This is a genomic window from Natrinema salaciae, from assembly GCF_900110865.1.
Lineage (GTDB): Archaea > Halobacteriota > Halobacteria > Halobacteriales > Natrialbaceae > Natrinema > Natrinema salaciae.
In genome coordinates this window covers 1-17,539 of the sequence record NZ_FOFD01000005.1, presented here as the reverse complement: position 1 = coordinate 17,539, position 17,539 = coordinate 1, and the positions used below count along the sequence as shown (strand labels likewise).

At 65.8% G+C, this 17,539-nt stretch carries 13 protein-coding genes; 4 read left to right on the top strand and 9 right to left on the bottom strand.

The genetic code is table 11. The features are described 5' to 3' along the window. Window positions 1–639 precede the first annotated feature (639 nt). Window positions 640–3,675, top strand: a complete 3,036-nt coding sequence (locus BMX07_RS16935; RefSeq protein WP_090620038.1) for an MMPL family transporter — start codon at window positions 640–642, stop codon at window positions 3,673–3,675. A gap of 65 nt (window positions 3,676–3,740) precedes the next feature. On the opposite strand, the gene BMX07_RS16930 is transcribed toward BMX07_RS16935, so the two are convergent. Next, complete coding sequence (locus tag BMX07_RS16930) at window positions 3,741–4,307, bottom strand: hypothetical protein (protein WP_090620035.1); 567 nt, start codon at window positions 4,305–4,307, stop codon at window positions 3,741–3,743. Between the two features lie 448 nt (window positions 4,308–4,755). Between BMX07_RS16930 and BMX07_RS16925 the strand changes: the two genes are divergently transcribed. The 3 genes from BMX07_RS16925 to BMX07_RS16915 all read left to right on the top strand — a co-directional run bounded on the left by BMX07_RS16925 (window position 4,756) and on the right by BMX07_RS16915 (window position 6,373). Then, the gene (locus tag BMX07_RS16925; RefSeq protein WP_090620032.1) at window positions 4,756–5,034 is read left to right on the top strand and encodes a hypothetical protein; all 279 of its coding nucleotides are present in this window, start codon (window positions 4,756–4,758) and stop codon (window positions 5,032–5,034) included. 32 nt (window positions 5,035–5,066) lie between these two features. Beyond that, entirely contained in the window at window positions 5,067–5,516 is a 450-nt protein-coding gene (locus tag BMX07_RS16920) for a MaoC family dehydratase (RefSeq protein ID WP_090620029.1), read from the top strand. Between the two features lie 134 nt (window positions 5,517–5,650). After that, window positions 5,651–6,373 (top strand): class I SAM-dependent methyltransferase, encoded by a 723-nt coding sequence (locus BMX07_RS16915; protein WP_090620690.1) that lies wholly within the window; start codon window positions 5,651–5,653, stop codon window positions 6,371–6,373. A 233-nt stretch (window positions 6,374–6,606) separates the two neighbouring features. On the opposite strand, the gene BMX07_RS16910 is transcribed toward BMX07_RS16915, so the two are convergent. From BMX07_RS16910 to BMX07_RS16875, 8 genes are all read right to left on the bottom strand, one after another. Next, complete coding sequence (locus BMX07_RS16910) at window positions 6,607–8,358, bottom strand: acyl-CoA carboxylase subunit beta (RefSeq protein WP_090620027.1); 1,752 nt, start codon at window positions 8,356–8,358, stop codon at window positions 6,607–6,609. A gap of 5 nt (window positions 8,359–8,363) precedes the next feature. Beyond that, window positions 8,364–10,136 (bottom strand): acetyl-CoA carboxylase biotin carboxylase subunit, encoded by a 1,773-nt coding sequence (locus BMX07_RS16905; protein WP_090620024.1) that lies wholly within the window; start codon window positions 10,134–10,136, stop codon window positions 8,364–8,366. A gap of 2 nt (window positions 10,137–10,138) precedes the next feature. Further along, a complete protein-coding gene (locus tag BMX07_RS16900; protein ID WP_090620022.1) occupies window positions 10,139–11,356 on the bottom strand; it encodes an acyl-CoA dehydrogenase family protein in 1,218 nt (405 codons plus the stop codon). Between the two features lie 57 nt (window positions 11,357–11,413). Further along, window positions 11,414–13,096: an acetate--CoA ligase gene (locus BMX07_RS16895; RefSeq protein WP_090620019.1), complete on the bottom strand. Its 1,683-nt coding sequence runs from the start codon at window positions 13,094–13,096 to the stop codon at window positions 11,414–11,416. Window positions 13,097–13,284: 188 nt separating this feature from the next. Then, on the bottom strand, window positions 13,285–14,685 hold the full coding sequence (locus BMX07_RS16890) for a UbiD family decarboxylase (protein ID WP_090620016.1): 1,401 nt from the start codon (window positions 14,683–14,685) through the stop codon (window positions 13,285–13,287). Continuing rightward, window positions 14,682–16,193 (bottom strand): UbiD family decarboxylase, encoded by a 1,512-nt coding sequence (locus BMX07_RS16885; RefSeq protein WP_090620013.1) that lies wholly within the window; start codon window positions 16,191–16,193, stop codon window positions 14,682–14,684. Before BMX07_RS16885 ends, BMX07_RS16890 begins: the two co-directional genes overlap by 4 nt. A gap of 3 nt (window positions 16,194–16,196) precedes the next feature. Further along, on the bottom strand, window positions 16,197–16,691 hold the full coding sequence (locus BMX07_RS16880) for a ubiD operon protein (RefSeq protein ID WP_090620011.1): 495 nt from the start codon (window positions 16,689–16,691) through the stop codon (window positions 16,197–16,199). Window positions 16,692–17,065: 374 nt separating this feature from the next. After that, window positions 17,066–17,539: DsrE/DsrF/DrsH-like family protein (locus BMX07_RS16875; protein ID WP_090620688.1), on the bottom strand; the 474-nt coding region annotated here is incomplete at its 5' end.

Here is a 17,539-nt window from a genome sequence, read left to right as displayed (position 1 = left end):
AACTGATTAGTAGGCATAAGTCTTCGCTTCGTCGAATCGAACAGGGTGAGATACTCCCGGAAATCTCCGTCGTGAGCCGCCTGTGCTCGAAGCTCGACGAGTGCCGCGTGAAGTCGGGGGTCTCTTCGGGGTCGTCCACGGTGGACCTCTGGTCGACGTTATCGGTCCTCTCGGCGGTGATCCGCGCCCGATTCGGGCCTGTAGCGGTTCAATTTCCCGTACCGTATTCGTGTTCCCGGTACAGAATTGACTGAACGATCAGCCCGTATCGACGCGTTCTGTCCCTCGTTTCGACGCGTAGCCACGCTACTGCGGGCTGCAGTGAAAAGGTTGATGTGTACTGACTAATTAGTCAGTCAGTGATGGTTGCCGAACTGAAACGAACTGCCGAAACGGGATTCCCTCCGGACGAATCCGTCGGGTCCGCTCGTCTATCGCAGCGCACAGGATCGAGACGGCCGCGAATCGCTCACCGGAACGCTCGAGACGAACGAGCGTCTCGACGGAGTGGGTGGCGATGAGTCCGGCGGCGAATCCACGACTGTCGATCGCTGTATCGCCCTGTCGGTTCGATGCCGGTCTTCCGCCCCGCTCGAGTGAAACGGACGCGGACGGTGCTCGTGGAGGCCGGTTCGACGCATGAGCTGGGTCGATCGATTCGCCGAGACGATTATGGCGTACAGTCGACCCGTGATCGCTGTCATGCTCGTACTCACGGTCGTTGCGGGTGCCGGTGCCGGGACGATCGAGCAGTCGTCGGACCTCGGGCAGTTCCAGAGCGATACCACGGAATCCGAGAAACTGGAGTACGTCGAAGCGAACTTCTCGACCGGCCCGAACAACACGACCGTAGCTCAGGTGATCGTGCGGGGCGACAACGTCCTCACACGGGACTCGCAACTCGAGACTCTTCGGCTCCAACAGTCGTTCCGGGAGAACGAGACGATCGACCGGACGCTCGTCGACGACCGGCCGACGATCGGCGTCGCGAATCTCCTCGCGATCGCGTCGATTACCGGCGAGCAACAGCGCGAGTTAGCGGCGACGGCTGCGGAGTTCGAGGCGGTGAACGCGACCGTTCGGGAGGAACGTGGCGCGTTGGAGGAACGACGTGCGGAACTGAACGCGACTCAACGGGAGCTGCGTGCGGCTCTCGACACGCTTCACGAGGAGCCGTCGGCATCGCCGCGGGCGCAGTTCGATGCGGTAGCCGCGAACTCGTCGGTCGAACTCGACGACACGCAGTACGCGACGTTCAACGAGTCGGCGCAGCTCCGCAGAAACGCCGAGAACGAGTCACAGATCGCGGCGGCCTCCCGGCTCGGCACGCAGGGTGTCCTCGCCGACGAGTACCAGGACCTCGAACGGCGCAGCGAGGACCTCGAGTCACAGGCCGATCGGCTCGAGGAACTCGGCGGCCAGCTGGCGGAACAGCAGGCGGCGCTGGAGAACGCCACGTCGCCCACGCTGCAGGAACAGATCGACGCGGTCGAGTCGATGAACGCCACCGAGTACGAACGCGCGCTCGATACCGTCCTGGGTGAGGAGTCGGCCGGGCAGCTGAGTGGGCTGGCGTTCATGCCGACGAACTACGAGGCGGGTTCGACGAGTTCGAACGCGACGATGCTGATGGTCACACACCAGAGCGAGGGTGGCGGCGGTCGAGGCGGAACGGCATCCGACGCGGTCGTCGATGCGCAACTGGCCATGCAGTCCATCGCGAACGAGGACGTCGCGGGAGACGGATCGTCGGTCATCGTCTTCGGCGGCGGAGTCATGAGCCAGGAGATCGAGAACTCGATGGGCGATAGCCTCGCGATCGTCGGTCCGCTCGCGCTGCTGTTCGTCGTCGTCGCCCTGTTGGTCGCGTACCGCGATCTGCTGGACATCCTCCTCGGCCTGTTCGGTATCGTCGCCGTCCTCGTCTGGACGTTCGGCTTCATGGGCTGGGCGGGTATCGACTTCAACCAGATGTTCATCGCGGTCCCGGTCCTCCTGATCGGGCTGTCGATCGACTACGCGATCCACATCTTCATGCGCCACCGCGAGCAGCGCCAGCACGGTGGTGCGTACGGCGATGACGACGCTCGTGGCTCGATGCGGGTGGCGCTGGCCGGCGTCGGCATCGCCCTCGTGTTGGTGACTGCGACGACGGCTATCGGATTCCTCTCGAACCTCACGAGTCCGGTGCCGCCGATTCAGGACTTCGGTATCGTCAGCGCGGTCGGCATCACGGCAGCCCTGCTCGTGTTCGGAACGCTGGTTCCGGCTCTCAAGGTCGAACTGGACGAACGCCTCGAGAATCGCGGCTTCGATCGGCGCAAGCGGGCGTTCGGAACGGGCGGTGGCCGGTTCAGCCAGCTGTTGTCCACCGGGTCGACGGCGGCGCGACGGGTTCCGATCGTCGTCATCCTCGTCGCAGCCCTCGTGAGCGCGGGCGGCGCGTACGGGGCGACGCAGGTAGACACCAGCTTCGATCAGGAGGATTTCATCGCGGAGGATCCCCCGGAGTGGACGAGCACCCTTCCCGGCCCGCTCGAGCCCAGCGACTACTCGATGAAGGAGAACCTCGCGTTCGTCAATCGGAACTTCGTCCGTGAGGATTCCCAGGCGCAGATCCTCGTCGAGGGTACCGTAACCGATCCCGAGACGGTACGGCGGCTCTCCGAGGCCGAGCGCGAGGCCGCCGACAGCGACGTCGCGGTCCCCCTCTCGAGCGACGAGGCCGACGTTCAGAGTCCGCTCCGGACGATGCAACGGGTCGCCGCGGAGAACGAGTCGTTCAACGCGACGCTCACCGCGGCGGACACCGACGGCGACGGGGTGCCCGACCGGAACGTCGAGCAGGTGTACGACGAGCTGTTCGCCGTCGCCCCCGACGAGGCGGCCGGCGTCATCCACCGGACCCAAGACGGCGACTACGAGGCCGTTCGGATGGTCGTCTCGACGAGCGGGGCCGCGGCGATGAGCGATGTCACGACCGAGATGCAAGCTATCGCGGACGGGCTCGACGGGAACGGGCTCGAGGCCACCGCGACCGGACAGACGATCCTGTTCGACATCGTCCAGGAGCAACTGATGGACACGGTCATCGAGAGCCTGCTGATAACGCTCGTGGCCGTCTTCGTGTTCCTGATGGTCGCCTATCGGCTCACGAAGGGGAGCGCGACGCTCGGCGCGGTGACGCTGCTCCCTGTCGTGTTCAGCGTCTCGTGGATTCTCGGGACGATGGCCCTGCTCGAGATCCCCTTCAACGTCATGACGGGGATGATCACGAGCCTCACCGTCGGGCTCGGCGTCGCCTACAGCATCCACATGAGCGAACGGTACAGTCTGGAACTGGAACGGACGGGGTCGGTCTGGGAAGCGATGTCGCGGACGGTCACCGGCACTGGCGGCGCACTACTGGGCAGCGCTGCGACGACCGTCGGCGGCTTCGGCGTCCTCGTCGTCGCCATCCTCCCGCCGCTCCAGCAGTTCGGGATCATCACCGGGATGACGATCATCTACGCGTTCCTCGCGAGCGTGCTCGTCCTCCCGAGCCTGCTCGTCGTCTGGACGAAGTATCTCGGTCCGGACGTCTCCTTCGACGCACCGAGCGACAGTTCGGCCGTCGCGACGGCCAGCGACGGCGGGCAAGTCACAGCGGCGTCGAACGACCAGGACGGCACGTAGCGATTTCACGAACGCCGCGTTTTTCGTTCCGTCACGACGGCTGTCTCGAGCGGCCGGGCTCCGTCTCAGGCGACTCGCTGCGGTCGCAAGTGTCGCTGCCAGAGCCCGAATCCGACGACCGTCGCAAGGAGGTAGACGGGGACGAGCAGCGGCGAACGCCCCTCGACGAGGACAAAAGAGAGGACGAGAAACCCGCCGACGATCGTTCCGAGTATCGATAGTAGCAGTTGACCGCTTTCGGTCTTCGCTTTCAGATCGAGCCCCGTCTCCCGCCGGATACCGACAAACAGGAGAACGATCCCGAGGGCTGTGAGTACCGGGAGTCCGAACACGGTAAACGGCGTTATCGATAGCGCATTCGAGGCGGTGGCGATAACTCCCCAGCCGACGAGGCTTCCGAAGTGCCACACGATTCCGCGTAAGCATTCTTCTCCCAAGTCGTGATACCTGGCCGTGTGGGAGAGGACCGCTCCGATGAAGAAGAACCCGCAGAACGGGCCAAAAAACCCGAAGAGTAGCCCGAGGAAGCTGTTTTGTCCGTTCACGACGAACGCGACCGCGGCAACGGCGGTTGCGATGACCGAGAGGACCGCGCCATAGTTGTAGATGGCACGCAGCGTGGAGGCGTTCATAGTTCAAATTAGTTACATCACGACATAAGTTTTACGTGCGGCTGATCGACTGGCTACTGACCGCCGACAGGAGCGGACGAACTGGTTTCCGTCACGGCTACGTACGGGCAGTTCGTCAGTGGGCGCATCCACCACCGTTATCACCGTTCGCCCCGTCCAGATATCGCTCGCAGAGGCTGTCGAGCGCGATCGGCAGCGCAGGGTGGGCGTCTCCGGGTCGCCGGAAGACTCGTCCACCGAAACGACGAGCGGAACCGCTCCCGAGCCGCGCGATCTCGAGGCGGTCCACGTTTCCCAGGTGTCGTCGATACGCCGACGAGCGGTATCGGTAGTCGCATCCCTGGAACGATACCACTGGTGTTCCGCGAGCGCGGGTATTCCGAGGGGGTGCTCGACGAGTTGGCCGAGCGAGGGATCTTCGGCTCTCCGGACGACGAAGACTGAGGAGATGACGGTCGTCCGTGTCTCTGGCGTCGAAACGACTGCGGCCGATGGAGGTACCGACGAGCGAGCGGCGCCTCGAGGCGGCCGGGGGTCGACACCGCTCGAGTCACTCGTCGGCGGACGGCGAGTCGAGAACGAACTCGTCGATGGCTCGCTGTGCGTCCGCCGGCGCGTCCTCGTGGCCGATCGAGACGCGTCGCTTCGTTCGCGCTCGGACGGCGACTCGAGCGCCTTCGCTGGCGCGGGCACGGTCACTCGGAGCGCATCACACGTCGTCCGCTAGTCTTTTTTCCGTCTTCTGCGTCCTCACTACCGATGCGCTACTTCGAAGACATCGAGGTCGGGACGGTCGAGGAGTTCGGTGACTATCACGTCACCGAGGAGGAGATACTCGAATTCGCCGAACAGTACGATCCGCAGCCGTTCCACACGGACGAGGACGCGGCGAACGAGTCGGCGTTCGGCGAGTTAGTCGCGTCGGGGTGGCACACCGCCGCGATATCCATGCGGATGCTCGTCGACAACCACCTCCTCGAGCAGGCGGGCATGGGCGGTCGCGGCGCGGACGAACTCCGGTGGCAGCAACCGGTCACGCCGGGCGACACGTTGTCGCTTCGAACCGAGGTGCTGGACAAACACCGCTCCGAGAGTGATCCGCGTCGCGGGTACGTGGACAACGCCGTGGAAGTGCTGAACCAGGACGGCGACGTCGTCCTCTCCTACACGGTTACGGGAATGATCGAGCGGCGAAACCCGGACGAGTAGGTATCCGCCCGCCGTCGAGCAGCGGGACCGGTCTCTCGTGGGTTCGGCCGGGTAGCGAGCGATACGTCGACAGGTCGATCCGGCGGGTGCGTCGAATGGGAACGCATATTCCGCCGCCGGTCGTCTCGGGGCGTATGAAGGCCGTCGTCCGGACTAACTTCGACGACAGCGTCTCCGCTTACGACGCCTACGAACGGCGAACCGGCCGGTTCACGGCGCTCGCGCGGCTGCTGGCCGCCGAGATGTCGGTTCGAGCGGACGGTCACTTCACGTCCGTTCTCGACGCCGGGGCCGGCACGGGCGTGAGCACGCGCGTGTTCGACGAACGGTCGCGACGGACGGTCGCGCTGGACATCAGTCGTGAGATGCTGCGCGAACTCGAGTCCGCGCCGCGCGTCGTGGCGGATTTCGACCGCCTGCCGTTCACCGCCGACGCGTTCGACGGGGTCGCGTTCACCGCGTCGCTGTTTCTCGCCCCCGATCCCGCGGTCGCGGTGCGGGAGGCCGCTCGGGTCCTGCGGTCGGGCGGAGTCGTCGGTGCCGTCGCGCCGCTCGGCTGGGTCGACGCCGACGGAACGGACGTCTTCGCCGCCCTCGACCGGGAGTCGCGGTCGCCGGCGGGGGCCGACGAGGTCGAGGCGGCGCTCGAGGACGCGTTCGCCGTCACCGCGGGCACCTGGCGGTTCGCGACGACGGCCGCGGACGTCCGGCGGTTCCACACCATTCCGGCGATGGCGGCGCGCCTCTATCCGACACTCGACGCCGAGGAACGCGTCGCGAAGGCGCGCGATCTGCTCGACGGCCTCGAGGGGACCGTCGAACAGCGGTGGCGATGGATCGTCGGCGTCGCCGAGTAGGGGCCGGAGCGAACCGGTTCGGCCCAGCCATCCGGCATCGCGACGGTTCGTGTTCCCGTTTCGGCGAGAGCGCCGTCCGGCCGAACGCACAGACCAGCGGTTCATCCGGCTCGGTCACCCTGAACACGTCGACGTGCATGGTGACGATCCCGCGCTCGCCGTCGCCGGCTTCGTGCTCGTCGGCCATCGTCGCCCTCGAACGCCTCGTCGTCCGACCCCGTCGTCGCTGGGGCTCAGAGGATCGTTCCGTGTTTCTTGTCCGGGAGATCCTTCTCGACGGTCTCGTAGAAGGCAAAGCGGGCGGTGAGCTCCTCGCGGAGCGAGCTCGGCGGAACGATCTCGTCGACGACGACCTCGCTGGCCATTCGGTGCACGTCGATGTCCTCTCGGTACGCCTCCCGGAGTTCCCGTTCCGTTCGCTCGCGTTCCTCCTCGTCGTCGATTTCGGCGAGCTTGCGCGCGTAGACGGCGTTGATCGCCGCCTCCGGCCCCATGATCGCGATCTCGCCCGAAGGGAGGCCGATGACGCTCTCGGGGTCGTAGGCCGGACCGGACATCGCGTAGATACCTGCCCCGTAGGCTTTCCGGACGACGACCGACTGTTTGGGAACCGTCGCGGACGAGGTGGCGTAGATCATCTTCTTCCCCTGCTCGAGGATTCCCTCCTTCTCGACCTGTGAGCCGGCCATGAAACCGGGCGTGTCACAGAGGTACAGCAGCGGGACGTCGTACGCGTCACAGGTCCAGATGAACTGGGCCGCTTTCTCGGCTGCGTCGGGGAAGATCGCACCGGCGCGGTGGGCGGGCTGGTTGGCGACGATCCCGACCGGCCGGCCGTCGATCCGGGCGAAGGCGGTGATGATCTCCTGGCCGAACTGCGGCCGCAACTCGAGCACCGAGCCGGCGTCGACGACTCGCTCGATGACGTCGAACATGTCGTAGCCCTTGTTCGGCTCCTGCGGGACGATCGCGTCGATGCCCGCCGGCGAACTGGCGGGAGCCCGGCCGTCGGTTCGCGGCGGCGTTTCGTCGCTGTTGTTCGGCAGGTAGCCGATGAGCTGCGCGACGAGCTCCCGGGCGTGCGCTTCGTCTTCGGCGACGAGGTCCGCGCTTCCGGAGTACTGTGCGTGGACGTCCGGGCCGCCCAGCGCTTCGAGGTCGATCTCCTCACCGGTGACCATCTCGACCATTCGCGGGCTGGCGATGGCCATCGCACTCACGTCCCGGACCATGACGGTAAAGTCCGCGAAGATAGGCGTGTAGGCCGCCCCGGCGATACAGGGGCCGTACAGCACGCAGATCTGTGGCACGCGTCCCGAAAGCATCGAGTGATTGTAGTAGTACTTCCCGATGCCCTCGCGGTTCGCGAAGAACCCGGTCTGCTGGTCGATCCGGCCACCCGAGGAGTCCATCAGATACAGCACCGGCTTGCCCGTCTTCAGGGCACGCTGTTGCATCCGCAGGAACTTCTCGACCCCTTTCGCGGCCATGCTGCCTCGCTTGACCGTGTAGTCGTTGGCCATGACGTGAATGTCACGGCCCTCGAACTCGGCGGCGCCCGTGATCAGGCCGTCGGCCGGGAGCCGGTCGTCGGTCCCGTCGTCGACGTTCGACCCGCTCGGGTGCCAGTCGTCGAACGCCGCGAATTTCCCGTCCTCGAAGAGGAAGTCGTCACCGAACCAGAGGTCGAGCCGGTCGCGGACGAATAGCTTCCCCTCCTCCGGGAGTTGCTCCCTGTACTTCTCCGGGCCGCCCTCGAGGATGTCGTCGATTTCCTCGCGCAGTGCCTCCTCGCGGGCCGTCGGCCCGAGGTCGTCCGGGTCTGTTCCCGGCGTCGTGTCGGAGCTGCCGTCGTAGGAGGCGCTGCCGAGTTCGTCGCCGCCATCGGTGACGACGGTCACGTCGTCACGGTACTGCAACGCCATGGCTTCGGCGATCGCTCGCGCCTGTGCTTCGGTCGCGTCGTCGGAAATACTGACTCGCATCGTGATTACTCCAGTGTGATGAGGGTGTCGCCCATATCGACGGAGTCACCCGCCGTGATCGGAACCGATTCGACCGTCCCGCCGCTGGCGGCGACCACGTCGTTTTCCATCTTCATCGCCTCGAGCACGCAGACGACGTCCCCGGCCGCGACGTCGTCGCCCTCCTCGACGGCGACCGAGAGGATCGTCCCCTGCATCTCCGCGGTGACGGCGTCGCCGGTGGCGACCGCGGCGGTACCGTCCGCTCCGGTGTCACCGCCGGGACCGGTTTGGGTGTCGCCGCTCTCGACGGCAGCCTGTGGGGCCCCATCCTCGATGACGACGTCGAACCGCCGGCCATCGACTTCGACGGTCACCGCCGACGTCGTCGACCGCGTGCCATCGCCGTCGGTCGCCGCTGCGGGTCCCCAGCGGTCGACGGCCGTCTCGAGCGCGTCGGCGTCGAACGCTCGATCGAGGTAGTTCGTGGTGTGATCCCCGGCGACGAAGACGTCGTCGTCGAGCACCAGCCGGTGGAAGGGGATCGTCGTGTGCACACCTTCGACGTCGAAGTGCTCGAGCGCCCGCTTCGATCGCTCGAGGCAGTGATCGCGGTCGTCGCCGCTGACGATCAGTTTCGCGATCATCGAGTCGTAGTCGCCGCCGATCTCGTCGCCCTGCGCGACCGCGTGGTCGAGGCGGACGCCGATGCTCGACGGTGGCCTGTAGGTAGTGAGCCGGCCGGGAGTCGGTGCGAAGTCGGCGGCCGGATTCTCGGCGTTGATGCGGTACTCGACCGCGTGACCGTCGATTTCGACGGCGTTCTGGTCGAACGCGAGTTCCTCGCCGGCGGCGACCCGCAGCTGCCACCGGACGATGTCGATTCCCGTCACTTCCTCGGTGACGGTGTGTTCGACCTGGATGCGGGTGTTCACCTCCATGAAGTAGAACGCGCCATCTTCGACGAGGAACTCGACGGTTCCGGCGTTCGTGTATCCGGCTTCACGGACGCCTCGGCGAGCGGCCTCGGCGATCTCGTCGCGCAGGTCGGCGTCGAGCGCCGGGCTCGGCGCTTCTTCGATGACCTTCTGGTGGCGACGCTGGAGCGAGCAGTCGCGCTCGCCGAGGTGTCGGACGTTGCCGTGACGGTCGGCGATCACCTGCACCTCGATGTGTTTGGGGGCGTCGAGGTATTTCTCGACGTAGACCGTGTCGTTGTCGAAGTACGCCTCGCCCTCGCGCCGTGCGCTCTCGAGCGCGTCCTCGACTTCGGCCTCGCCGCGGACGATCTTCATGCCCCGGCCGCCACCGCCGCCGTCGGCCTTGATGGCGATGGGGTAGCCGTACTCCGAACCCAGCGTCCGCACGTCGTCGGCGTCGGCGACCGGTTCGGTCGTCCCGGGGACGACCGGAACGCCGGCCTCCCGCATGACGGTCCGGGCCGTCGTCTTCTCGCCGAGCGTCTCCATGGCGTCGCTGGGCGGTCCGACCCACGTGACGCCGGCCGTCGATTCGACGCGGCGGGCGAACGCGGCGTTTTCGGCGAGGAAGCCGTAACCGGGATGGATCGCGTCCGCGCCGGCGCGTTCGGCGACGTCGACGATCGCCGCCTGATCGAGGTACGACTCGCTGGCCGGTGCCGGACCGACGTTGTACGCCTCGTCGGCGTAGTCGACGTGGCCGGCGTTGCGGTCGGCGTCGCTGTAGATGGCGACCGTCTCGATACCGAGTTCTTCGCACGCTGCCATCACGCGAACGGCGATTTCGCCGCGATTGGCGACGAGAACTTTCTCGAACATGATCAGTAGGATTTGGGGAAGCCGAGCTGCTGGCCGATGTGGTTGTACGCCATCTGCTGGGAGACGGGGGCTAACCGCGTGAGGTTGATCTCACGCCACCACCGCTCGACGTCGTATTCCGTCGCGTAGCCCCAGCCGCCGAACGCCTGCATCGACTGCTTGACCGCCTCGATGCCGGCGCTGACGGCCGTCGCTTTCGCGACGTTGGTCTCGTAGCCGCAGTCCTCGCCGTGGTCGTAGAGCCAGGCGGCTTTCTCGCGCATCAGCGCGGCCGTCTCCATCCGCGCGTAGGCCTGCGTGATGGGGAAGGAGACGGCCTGGTGGCTCCCGACCGGGGCACCGAACACCTCCCGGTCGGTGGCGTACTCGATGGCGGTCTCGGCGGCCAGTTTCCCGATCCCCGTCCCGGCCGCGGCGAAGCCGATGCGCTCGGGGTTCAACATGTCGACGAGCGCCCACCAGCCCTCGTCTTCCGTACCGAGCAGGTTCTCCTCGGGGACGCGAACGTCCTCGATGAACACCTCACAGGAGTTCGAGTAGTTGATCCCGTGTTTGGGGATCGGCGAGACCTCGATCCCGGGGTCGTCCATATCGACGATGAACAGGCTGATGCCGTCGGTGCCCTGGTCGACCGCCTCGCGCGGGGTCGTACGGGTAACGAGGATCATATTGTCCGCCCGATCGGCGAAGGTGATCCACGCCTTGGTCCCGTTGAGGACGTACTCGTCGCCGTCCTCGGAAGCGACGGCTTCCGATGGGTCAGCCGTGGTTTCCTCGGCGGACTCCTTCTGGGCCCGCGTGGCGACGTTCAGCGTGTTCGTTCCCGCTTCGGGCTCGGTGATGCCGATGGAGAAGTTCCGCTCGCCGGCGGCGATGTCGGGCAGGTAGGTCTCCTTCTGGGTCTCGGTGCCGTTCTCGCGGATGCCGACGGCGGCCATCCCCGCGGTGAGCACCAGATACCAGGTGCCGGCCATGCCACAGCCCTCGGCGCAGAGCGTCTCCATCGCCAGCCCCATCTCCTGCATCCCCATGCCGGCGCCGCCGTACTCCTCGGGGACCAGTAGCCCGTGGAAGCCAGCCTCGGCGAGCTCGTCCCAGTACTCCTGGGCAAACTCGCCGTGTTCTTCTTTTGCTCGCCAGTACTCCGGTCCGTATTCGGCCGCGACGGATTCCGCGGTCGACCGGATCATCGAACGTTCGTCTGTAGATTCGAAATTCATCGTGCGGTGGATCGAACTGCTCGTCGTCTTCGATAGCTCGTCTCGCGAGGCGCTCGCTTACGGCGACGCCTCGGTCTCTCCTTCCGCCTCGTCCCGGAGCTCGGTTCGGCGGATCTTCCCGGTGACAGTCTTCGGCAGTTCCTCGCGGAACTCGATCTCTCGAGGGTACTCGTGGGCCGAGAGTTCGTCGCGCACGTGGTCCTTGATCTCCGCTTTGAGATCCTCGGCGGGCGTCGCGCCTTCGCTGAGAACGATGTAGGCCTTCACGATGTTGCCCCGCTCCGAGTGGGGCTTGGGCACGACGGCGGCCTCGGCGACGGCTTCGTGCTCGCCCAGCGAACTCTCGACTTCGAACGGGCCGATCCGGTATCCCGACGAGAGGATGACGTCGTCCGCTCGCCCCTCGAACCAGACGTAACCGTCCTCGTCCTTGTGCGCGAGGTCGCCCGAGAGATACCACCTGCCGTCGGGACCGTCGACGAAACACGACGCGGTCTTCTCGGGTTTGTTCCAGTACTCGGCGAAGAAGCAGGGGTAGTCCCCTCGCTGGGCGATTTCGCCCGTCTCGCCGGGCTCGAGCACGGCACCGGTTTCGGGGTCGACGATGTCGGCCTCGATTCCGGGGAGGGGCTTGCCCATCGAGCCGGGCCGGAGCTCCATCGTGGGATAGTTGTTGATGATCATGTTGCCCGTCTCCGTCTGGCCGTACGTGTCGAGGATGGTGACGTCGAGTTCGTCCTCGCCCCACTCGACGACGCCGGCGCTGAGGGGCTCGCCGATCGATAGCGCGTGGCGCAGGTCGAGGTCGACGCCCTCCAGCACCTCCTCCTTCTCCCGGAGCATGCGGTAGGCCGTCGGAACCGAGAACAGGACGGTGATCGGATAGTCGTCGAGCAGGTCGGCCCACGCCTCCGGATCGAACTCGCCCTCGTAGGTGAACAGCGAGGCCCCCCAGAACCAGGCACCGAGCGTGTTGATCGCGCCGGTCAACCAGCCCAGGTCGCCGGTGCTCCAGTAGAGGTCACCCGGCTGGAGGTCGACGGCGTACTTCTGCGTGGCGGCCACGCCGGCCACCCAGCGCTGTTTGTGCAGGACGCCTTTCGCCAGCCCGGTCGTCCCGGACGTGTAATAGAGCAGCGCGTCGTCCTCGCCGCCGGTGTCGGCGGTGTCGTACGCCGTACTCGCACCGTCGAGCGCCGTATTGAACACGACGTCCTCGGCGGGCGCACCGCCGCCGCGGTCGACGGTGACGACGTGCTCGACCGACGGCGCGTCGGCGAGCGCGGCGTCGACGGTGTCGCGATTGTCGGTCGTGGTGACGACGACCGTCGCGTCACAGTCGTCGAGCCGGTAGGAGATGCCGTCCGGACCGAACCGCTCGTTGACGCTGCCCCAGACCGCGCCCCGCTTGAGCGTTCCGATCAGCGCCACGTAGTGTTCCGGAATCCGCGGCATGTACGAGAACACGCGATCACCCCGCTCGACGCCGAGTTCCTCGAGGACGTTCGCGAACTGGCTCGAGCGATCGGCCAGCTCCCAGAACGTCGTTTTCGTGAGCTCCCCGTCGGTGTCGACCTGGTAGAGCGCAACTTTCTCGCGGTCGTCGGCGTGACGATCGGCGACCTCGTGTGCGATGTTCAGGTTCCCCGGTGCATCCCAGTCGGCCGCTGCATAGATGTCGTCCCACGAGAACTGCTTCCGTGCAGTCTCGTAGTCGGACAGGTTGTGGCTGGAACCCATACACGGCTCGGATTCCGTTCCCCTATATAACCGCACCGGTAAATTCTGCAACTAAAACAGTAGAAATATACACAAAACTATTAACGTTAGAAAAGTTACAGCGACAGCATCTGGCGTAAACGGTTCTGTTTTCGATTAGTAACCGACACGATAGTCGGTAGCTGCCACCACGCAGTCGCGGCCGTCGGTCAGCGACGGTCGGGGTCGCCGTCTTCGGATCCCGGGTCGTGACGTGTGTTCCACGCTTTTCGGGCCGCCCTACGGACGGTGTCCGGGAACGACCGTTCGAACGCGACTCGCGGGGCGATGTACGAGTCCTCCCAGCGAGGGTCCCAGGCCGCGTTCACGTACAGCCGAGCGCCAGTCGTTCCGTCCTGTCGATAGCGAGGCCGGTTTGCGGCCGGTGCGGACGGTTCACTGAAGATCCAGTCTCGAGACGGATGCGCTTTCACCCAGATATCGCCGAGGACGCGTCCGAGTTCTCGCGGCGGGACGGTGTCGTCGACGATGACGATGGTGTCGAACAGCGACGAGAACGTAAAGAGGATGTTGGCGAGTTGCCACTCGAAGCCCGCATAAAGGACGTCGGTGGCCACGAAACAGATGCCGAGTTCGGCTTCCGCCGGTAACAGGACCCACTCGACGGGCGAGATTCCCCAGTAGTCGTTGACGCGGTGGTACAGCGTCGCCGCGGTCGTTACGCCCGCGAGTTGCAGGTCGTCGGCGAGCGGTCGTCCGAGCGGAGAGAAGGGGATCACCGGATCGTCGGTCGCGATGATCCGTTCGACCGACAGCGCCAACGGCGTACTTTCGACGCCGTGTTCCCACGCTTCGCGCCGGTCCGACTGGAAATCGGGGTCGCGATCGTCGACCGACGTCTCGATGACCAGTTCCGTCGCGCTCGGGACGAGGCCGCCGTTGGTCGGGGCGAGCGGAACGTCGTTCGCGACGCCGCAGGCCTGGATCGGGACGTCGATGCACCCCGTCACTGCGAGCAGGTACGCGGTCGCGATGGCCGCCGGTGGCACTCCGAGGGCGATGGCGAGCATCCCGTCGTCATCCAGGAGCGACGAGAGGGCGACGGGGGTGGACACGCCGAGTTTGTCGTCGCCGATAACGGAGCCGTGAATCGGTGCCCAGTGGGACCCGTCCGACGTCGACACCGAGGCCACGCCCAGCGTCAGTGACGGCCAGACGTCCTCGACACCGCGTGGCAGGTGTAGCGCCCGGACGCTGCCGAGGGTACGCGACGCCGCCTGCCCGGTGTACGTCGGTTCCCCCTCGTCGCCGGCGGGTCCGAGCCCCGTGACCACCTCGAGTACGGTGACGAACGACGCGTCGGGTTCCAGTCCGAGTCCCAGTGCCAGCCGTGACCACGGCTTCGTTTCCCGGCGCTGCATCTGATCCGGGCCGCTGAACGCCCCGCTGGCGAGGTCGACCCCGTCGTCTCCGCCGTATCGGAGTGCGGGCCCGTTCGCGCGGAGCGCTTCGGACGCGATGACGTCCGGCGGAACGTCGGTGGGCCTGTCGAGCGTCACCAGGTCGCCGTCGCTCGCCAGCCCCCGCAGATACTGCGCGAACGGAATCATCGAGATCCACCCCCCTCCTCGAGGAGGTCGAACCGCGCCGGCGAGAGGCCCGCATCGACGAGGAGTTCCTGGGCGCGCTTTCGCAGCTCCGTCACGTCTCCGGTTCCGTTCCCCTCCCCCGACGGCCGGTCGCTGGTCGCGTCGATGTACGCTTTCGCGGTCTTGGCTTTCGAGGTCCCGACGTCCGCGCTGCCCTTCTCGTCAGGTGTCTGGTAGATGTTGAGCGGCACTTTCGGCATTCGTTCGACGCCGAACTGGTGGAAGTCGGCGTCCGGGTCGGCCTCGAGGGCGATCGCCGTCAACACGGCCCGCGGATCGAGTGGATCGACGTCGGCATCGACGAACACGAAGAAATCGATGTGGAGCATCCCCCACGTGGTAAACACGAAGTTCGCCAGCTCGTGGAGGGAGCCCGGATAGGAAGGGTCCGTCGCGATGACCCAGACGGTCCGCGAGGTAAAGCGCCACGGGACGGCCAGTGTTACGTCGAAGCCGGCCGCCCGAAGGCCGAGGGTCGCGTCGGGACCGGCCGCGGCGGTCTGGAGCGTGCTGCTGGAGTTCTGGCCGTATCCGACGCCGGTTCCCTCGACGCAAAACGGGACGTGCGGCTCCGTCCGGCGGGTTATCGCGTCGACGACGAACACGGGCATGGACCGTCGTGGGCCGTTCATGTACCCGAAGTAATCGCCGAACGGGCCTTCGTCGAGCCGCTCGTGAGGGACCACGCGTCCCTCGATGACGAGCTCCGCCGTCGCTGGAACGTACAGGTCGTTCGTCTCGCACGTGACCAGCTCGACTGCCCCGTCTTTCAATCCACCTGCGAACGCGGCCTCGCTCCGCCCCGTCGGAATCCACATCTCCGTACTGCACTGGACGGCCGGTTCGGCACCCAGGACGACCGCCACCGGCATCGGCTCCGCCTGCGGTTCGTATTCGTAATAGTAGCGATTCGGCGCCTGTTCGCCCGCCAGAAACAACAGGCTGGCGAGGGCGTCGTCGTGGACCATCATGCGGTGGCTCGACCAGTGTCCCCACTTCGTCTCCGGATCCGGCGCGACGACGGTGTGGAGGTTCGAGTACCGTCCGCCGTCGCCCTGATGGATGTACGGCCAGGGGATCGACAGGAGGTCGACGTCCGTTCCGGTCCGGACGACGTTCTTACAGGGTGCCACGTCCCGCCCGACGACTCGCGGTTCGTGGGGTGATCGGAGTCGGTCGACGACCGCCTCGTAGTACGCCGGCCCCGACAGCTCGGCTGGTAGCCCGAACGCTCGAGCGAGGTGCGCCCACGGCCTGTATCCCGGCCCTCGATACGGATCGCCGACGAGTGTCGCGCCGATTGCGGTCTCCTCGATCGACTCGAAGACCGGAACTTCGCCGTCGGTCCGATTGGCGAGGGTCGTGATCGCGCTCGCCTCGAGGTCCCACGACACCGACTCCGCGACCGAGACGAGGGCGTCTTCGTCCGCGAGAAGCCGGAGGTACTCTCGGAACGACTCAGCCGACATGAGTCACTCTCGTTCCGTGAGGGCACGCCGAAGCGGGTCGGCTTCGAACTCGGTGCGGACGTCCTCGTACGACTCGAGCAGGGCGGGGTGGTGATCCGCGAGGTATCGAAACGAAATCTCTCGGAGCGCCTCGGCGGTCGATTCGTACTGCCCCGATTCGACGAGATAGCGCAACACGACCTTGAGATCGTCGGATCGAGTATTGACGATGTTCGAGGTCGTTTCCTGCTCGCTCGTGAGTCGACGCAGGAGACCGTCGTTGATCCCCGCCGAGTCGATCTCGTCGATGAACTCCACGTACCGTTCTTCGCTGACGTTCTCGTGTGGTCCTGTGACGACCCGCAGCGGTTGCGGATCGGTGAGATCGTCGGGTGCCCGGGCGATCCGGACCCGTGCCTCGAATATCCGCTTCGTCTCGGCGTCGGTGATCTGGAGCGTCGTTTCCGTCTGTTCCTCGTCGGGTAGATGTTCCGCTGCTGTGATGTAGTGGTCCGACATGACCTCTCCTCGGTCACGTGGGTCGTCGCTCTCGCTCGCACGTCCCGATTGGGCGTTTCTACTCTCCTCCCTTCCTAAAGTGTGGGGTTCTCGCCGGAGATCGGTCCGTAGTCTCGTTTTCGGCCCGTGCCGCGCTCGAACCGATACGTGTCGACGATATATCGGAAACGGCGACGGAACATTCGCCGAGATTGCTGTCGCGGCCGCATGGACTGTGAGGACAGTCGGTGGAGCCCGTCGTTGCTCGCAGCCGTCCGATGAACGAACTGACACGAACGGCGGTCGCCGGGTTCCGATATCGCTTCTCACAAAGAGCGGGACAGCTTCGTGGACGGGGGCGGCTCCGAAGGTCCACTGACGGGACCAGTCACGAACTAAACGAGGAGTTGCACGTCGGACTCGGCCATGTGCTGTAGGGCGGTGGCGGCTCCGACGCCGGTCGTGACGCCGTCGTAGAAGTCGTCTTCGTCGTAGTCCATCAGTTCGATGGTCATCTGGCAGGCCTGGAGGTCGACGCCCTGCTCGAGGGAGAGGTCGATGAGTTCCTGGATGGTGGCGGTGCCGTTTTCGTCGATTTTCTTCTGCATCATTTTGGTGGCCATGCGGTCCATCCCGGGAAGGGCGGCGATCGAGTTCGGCAGCGGCATGTTCGGGTTGCCGACGGCGCTCAGTTTGAGGTCTGCCGATTTCTCCTCGTGGAGGATGTCGAGTCCCCAGAAGGTGTGGAAGACGACGACGTCCCAGCCGAAGGCAGCGGCCGTGCTCGCGAGGATCAGCGGCGGGTAGGCCATGTCGAAGCTGCCCTTGGTCGCGACGATGGTCATCTTTTTGCCGTCGTCGCCGAGTTC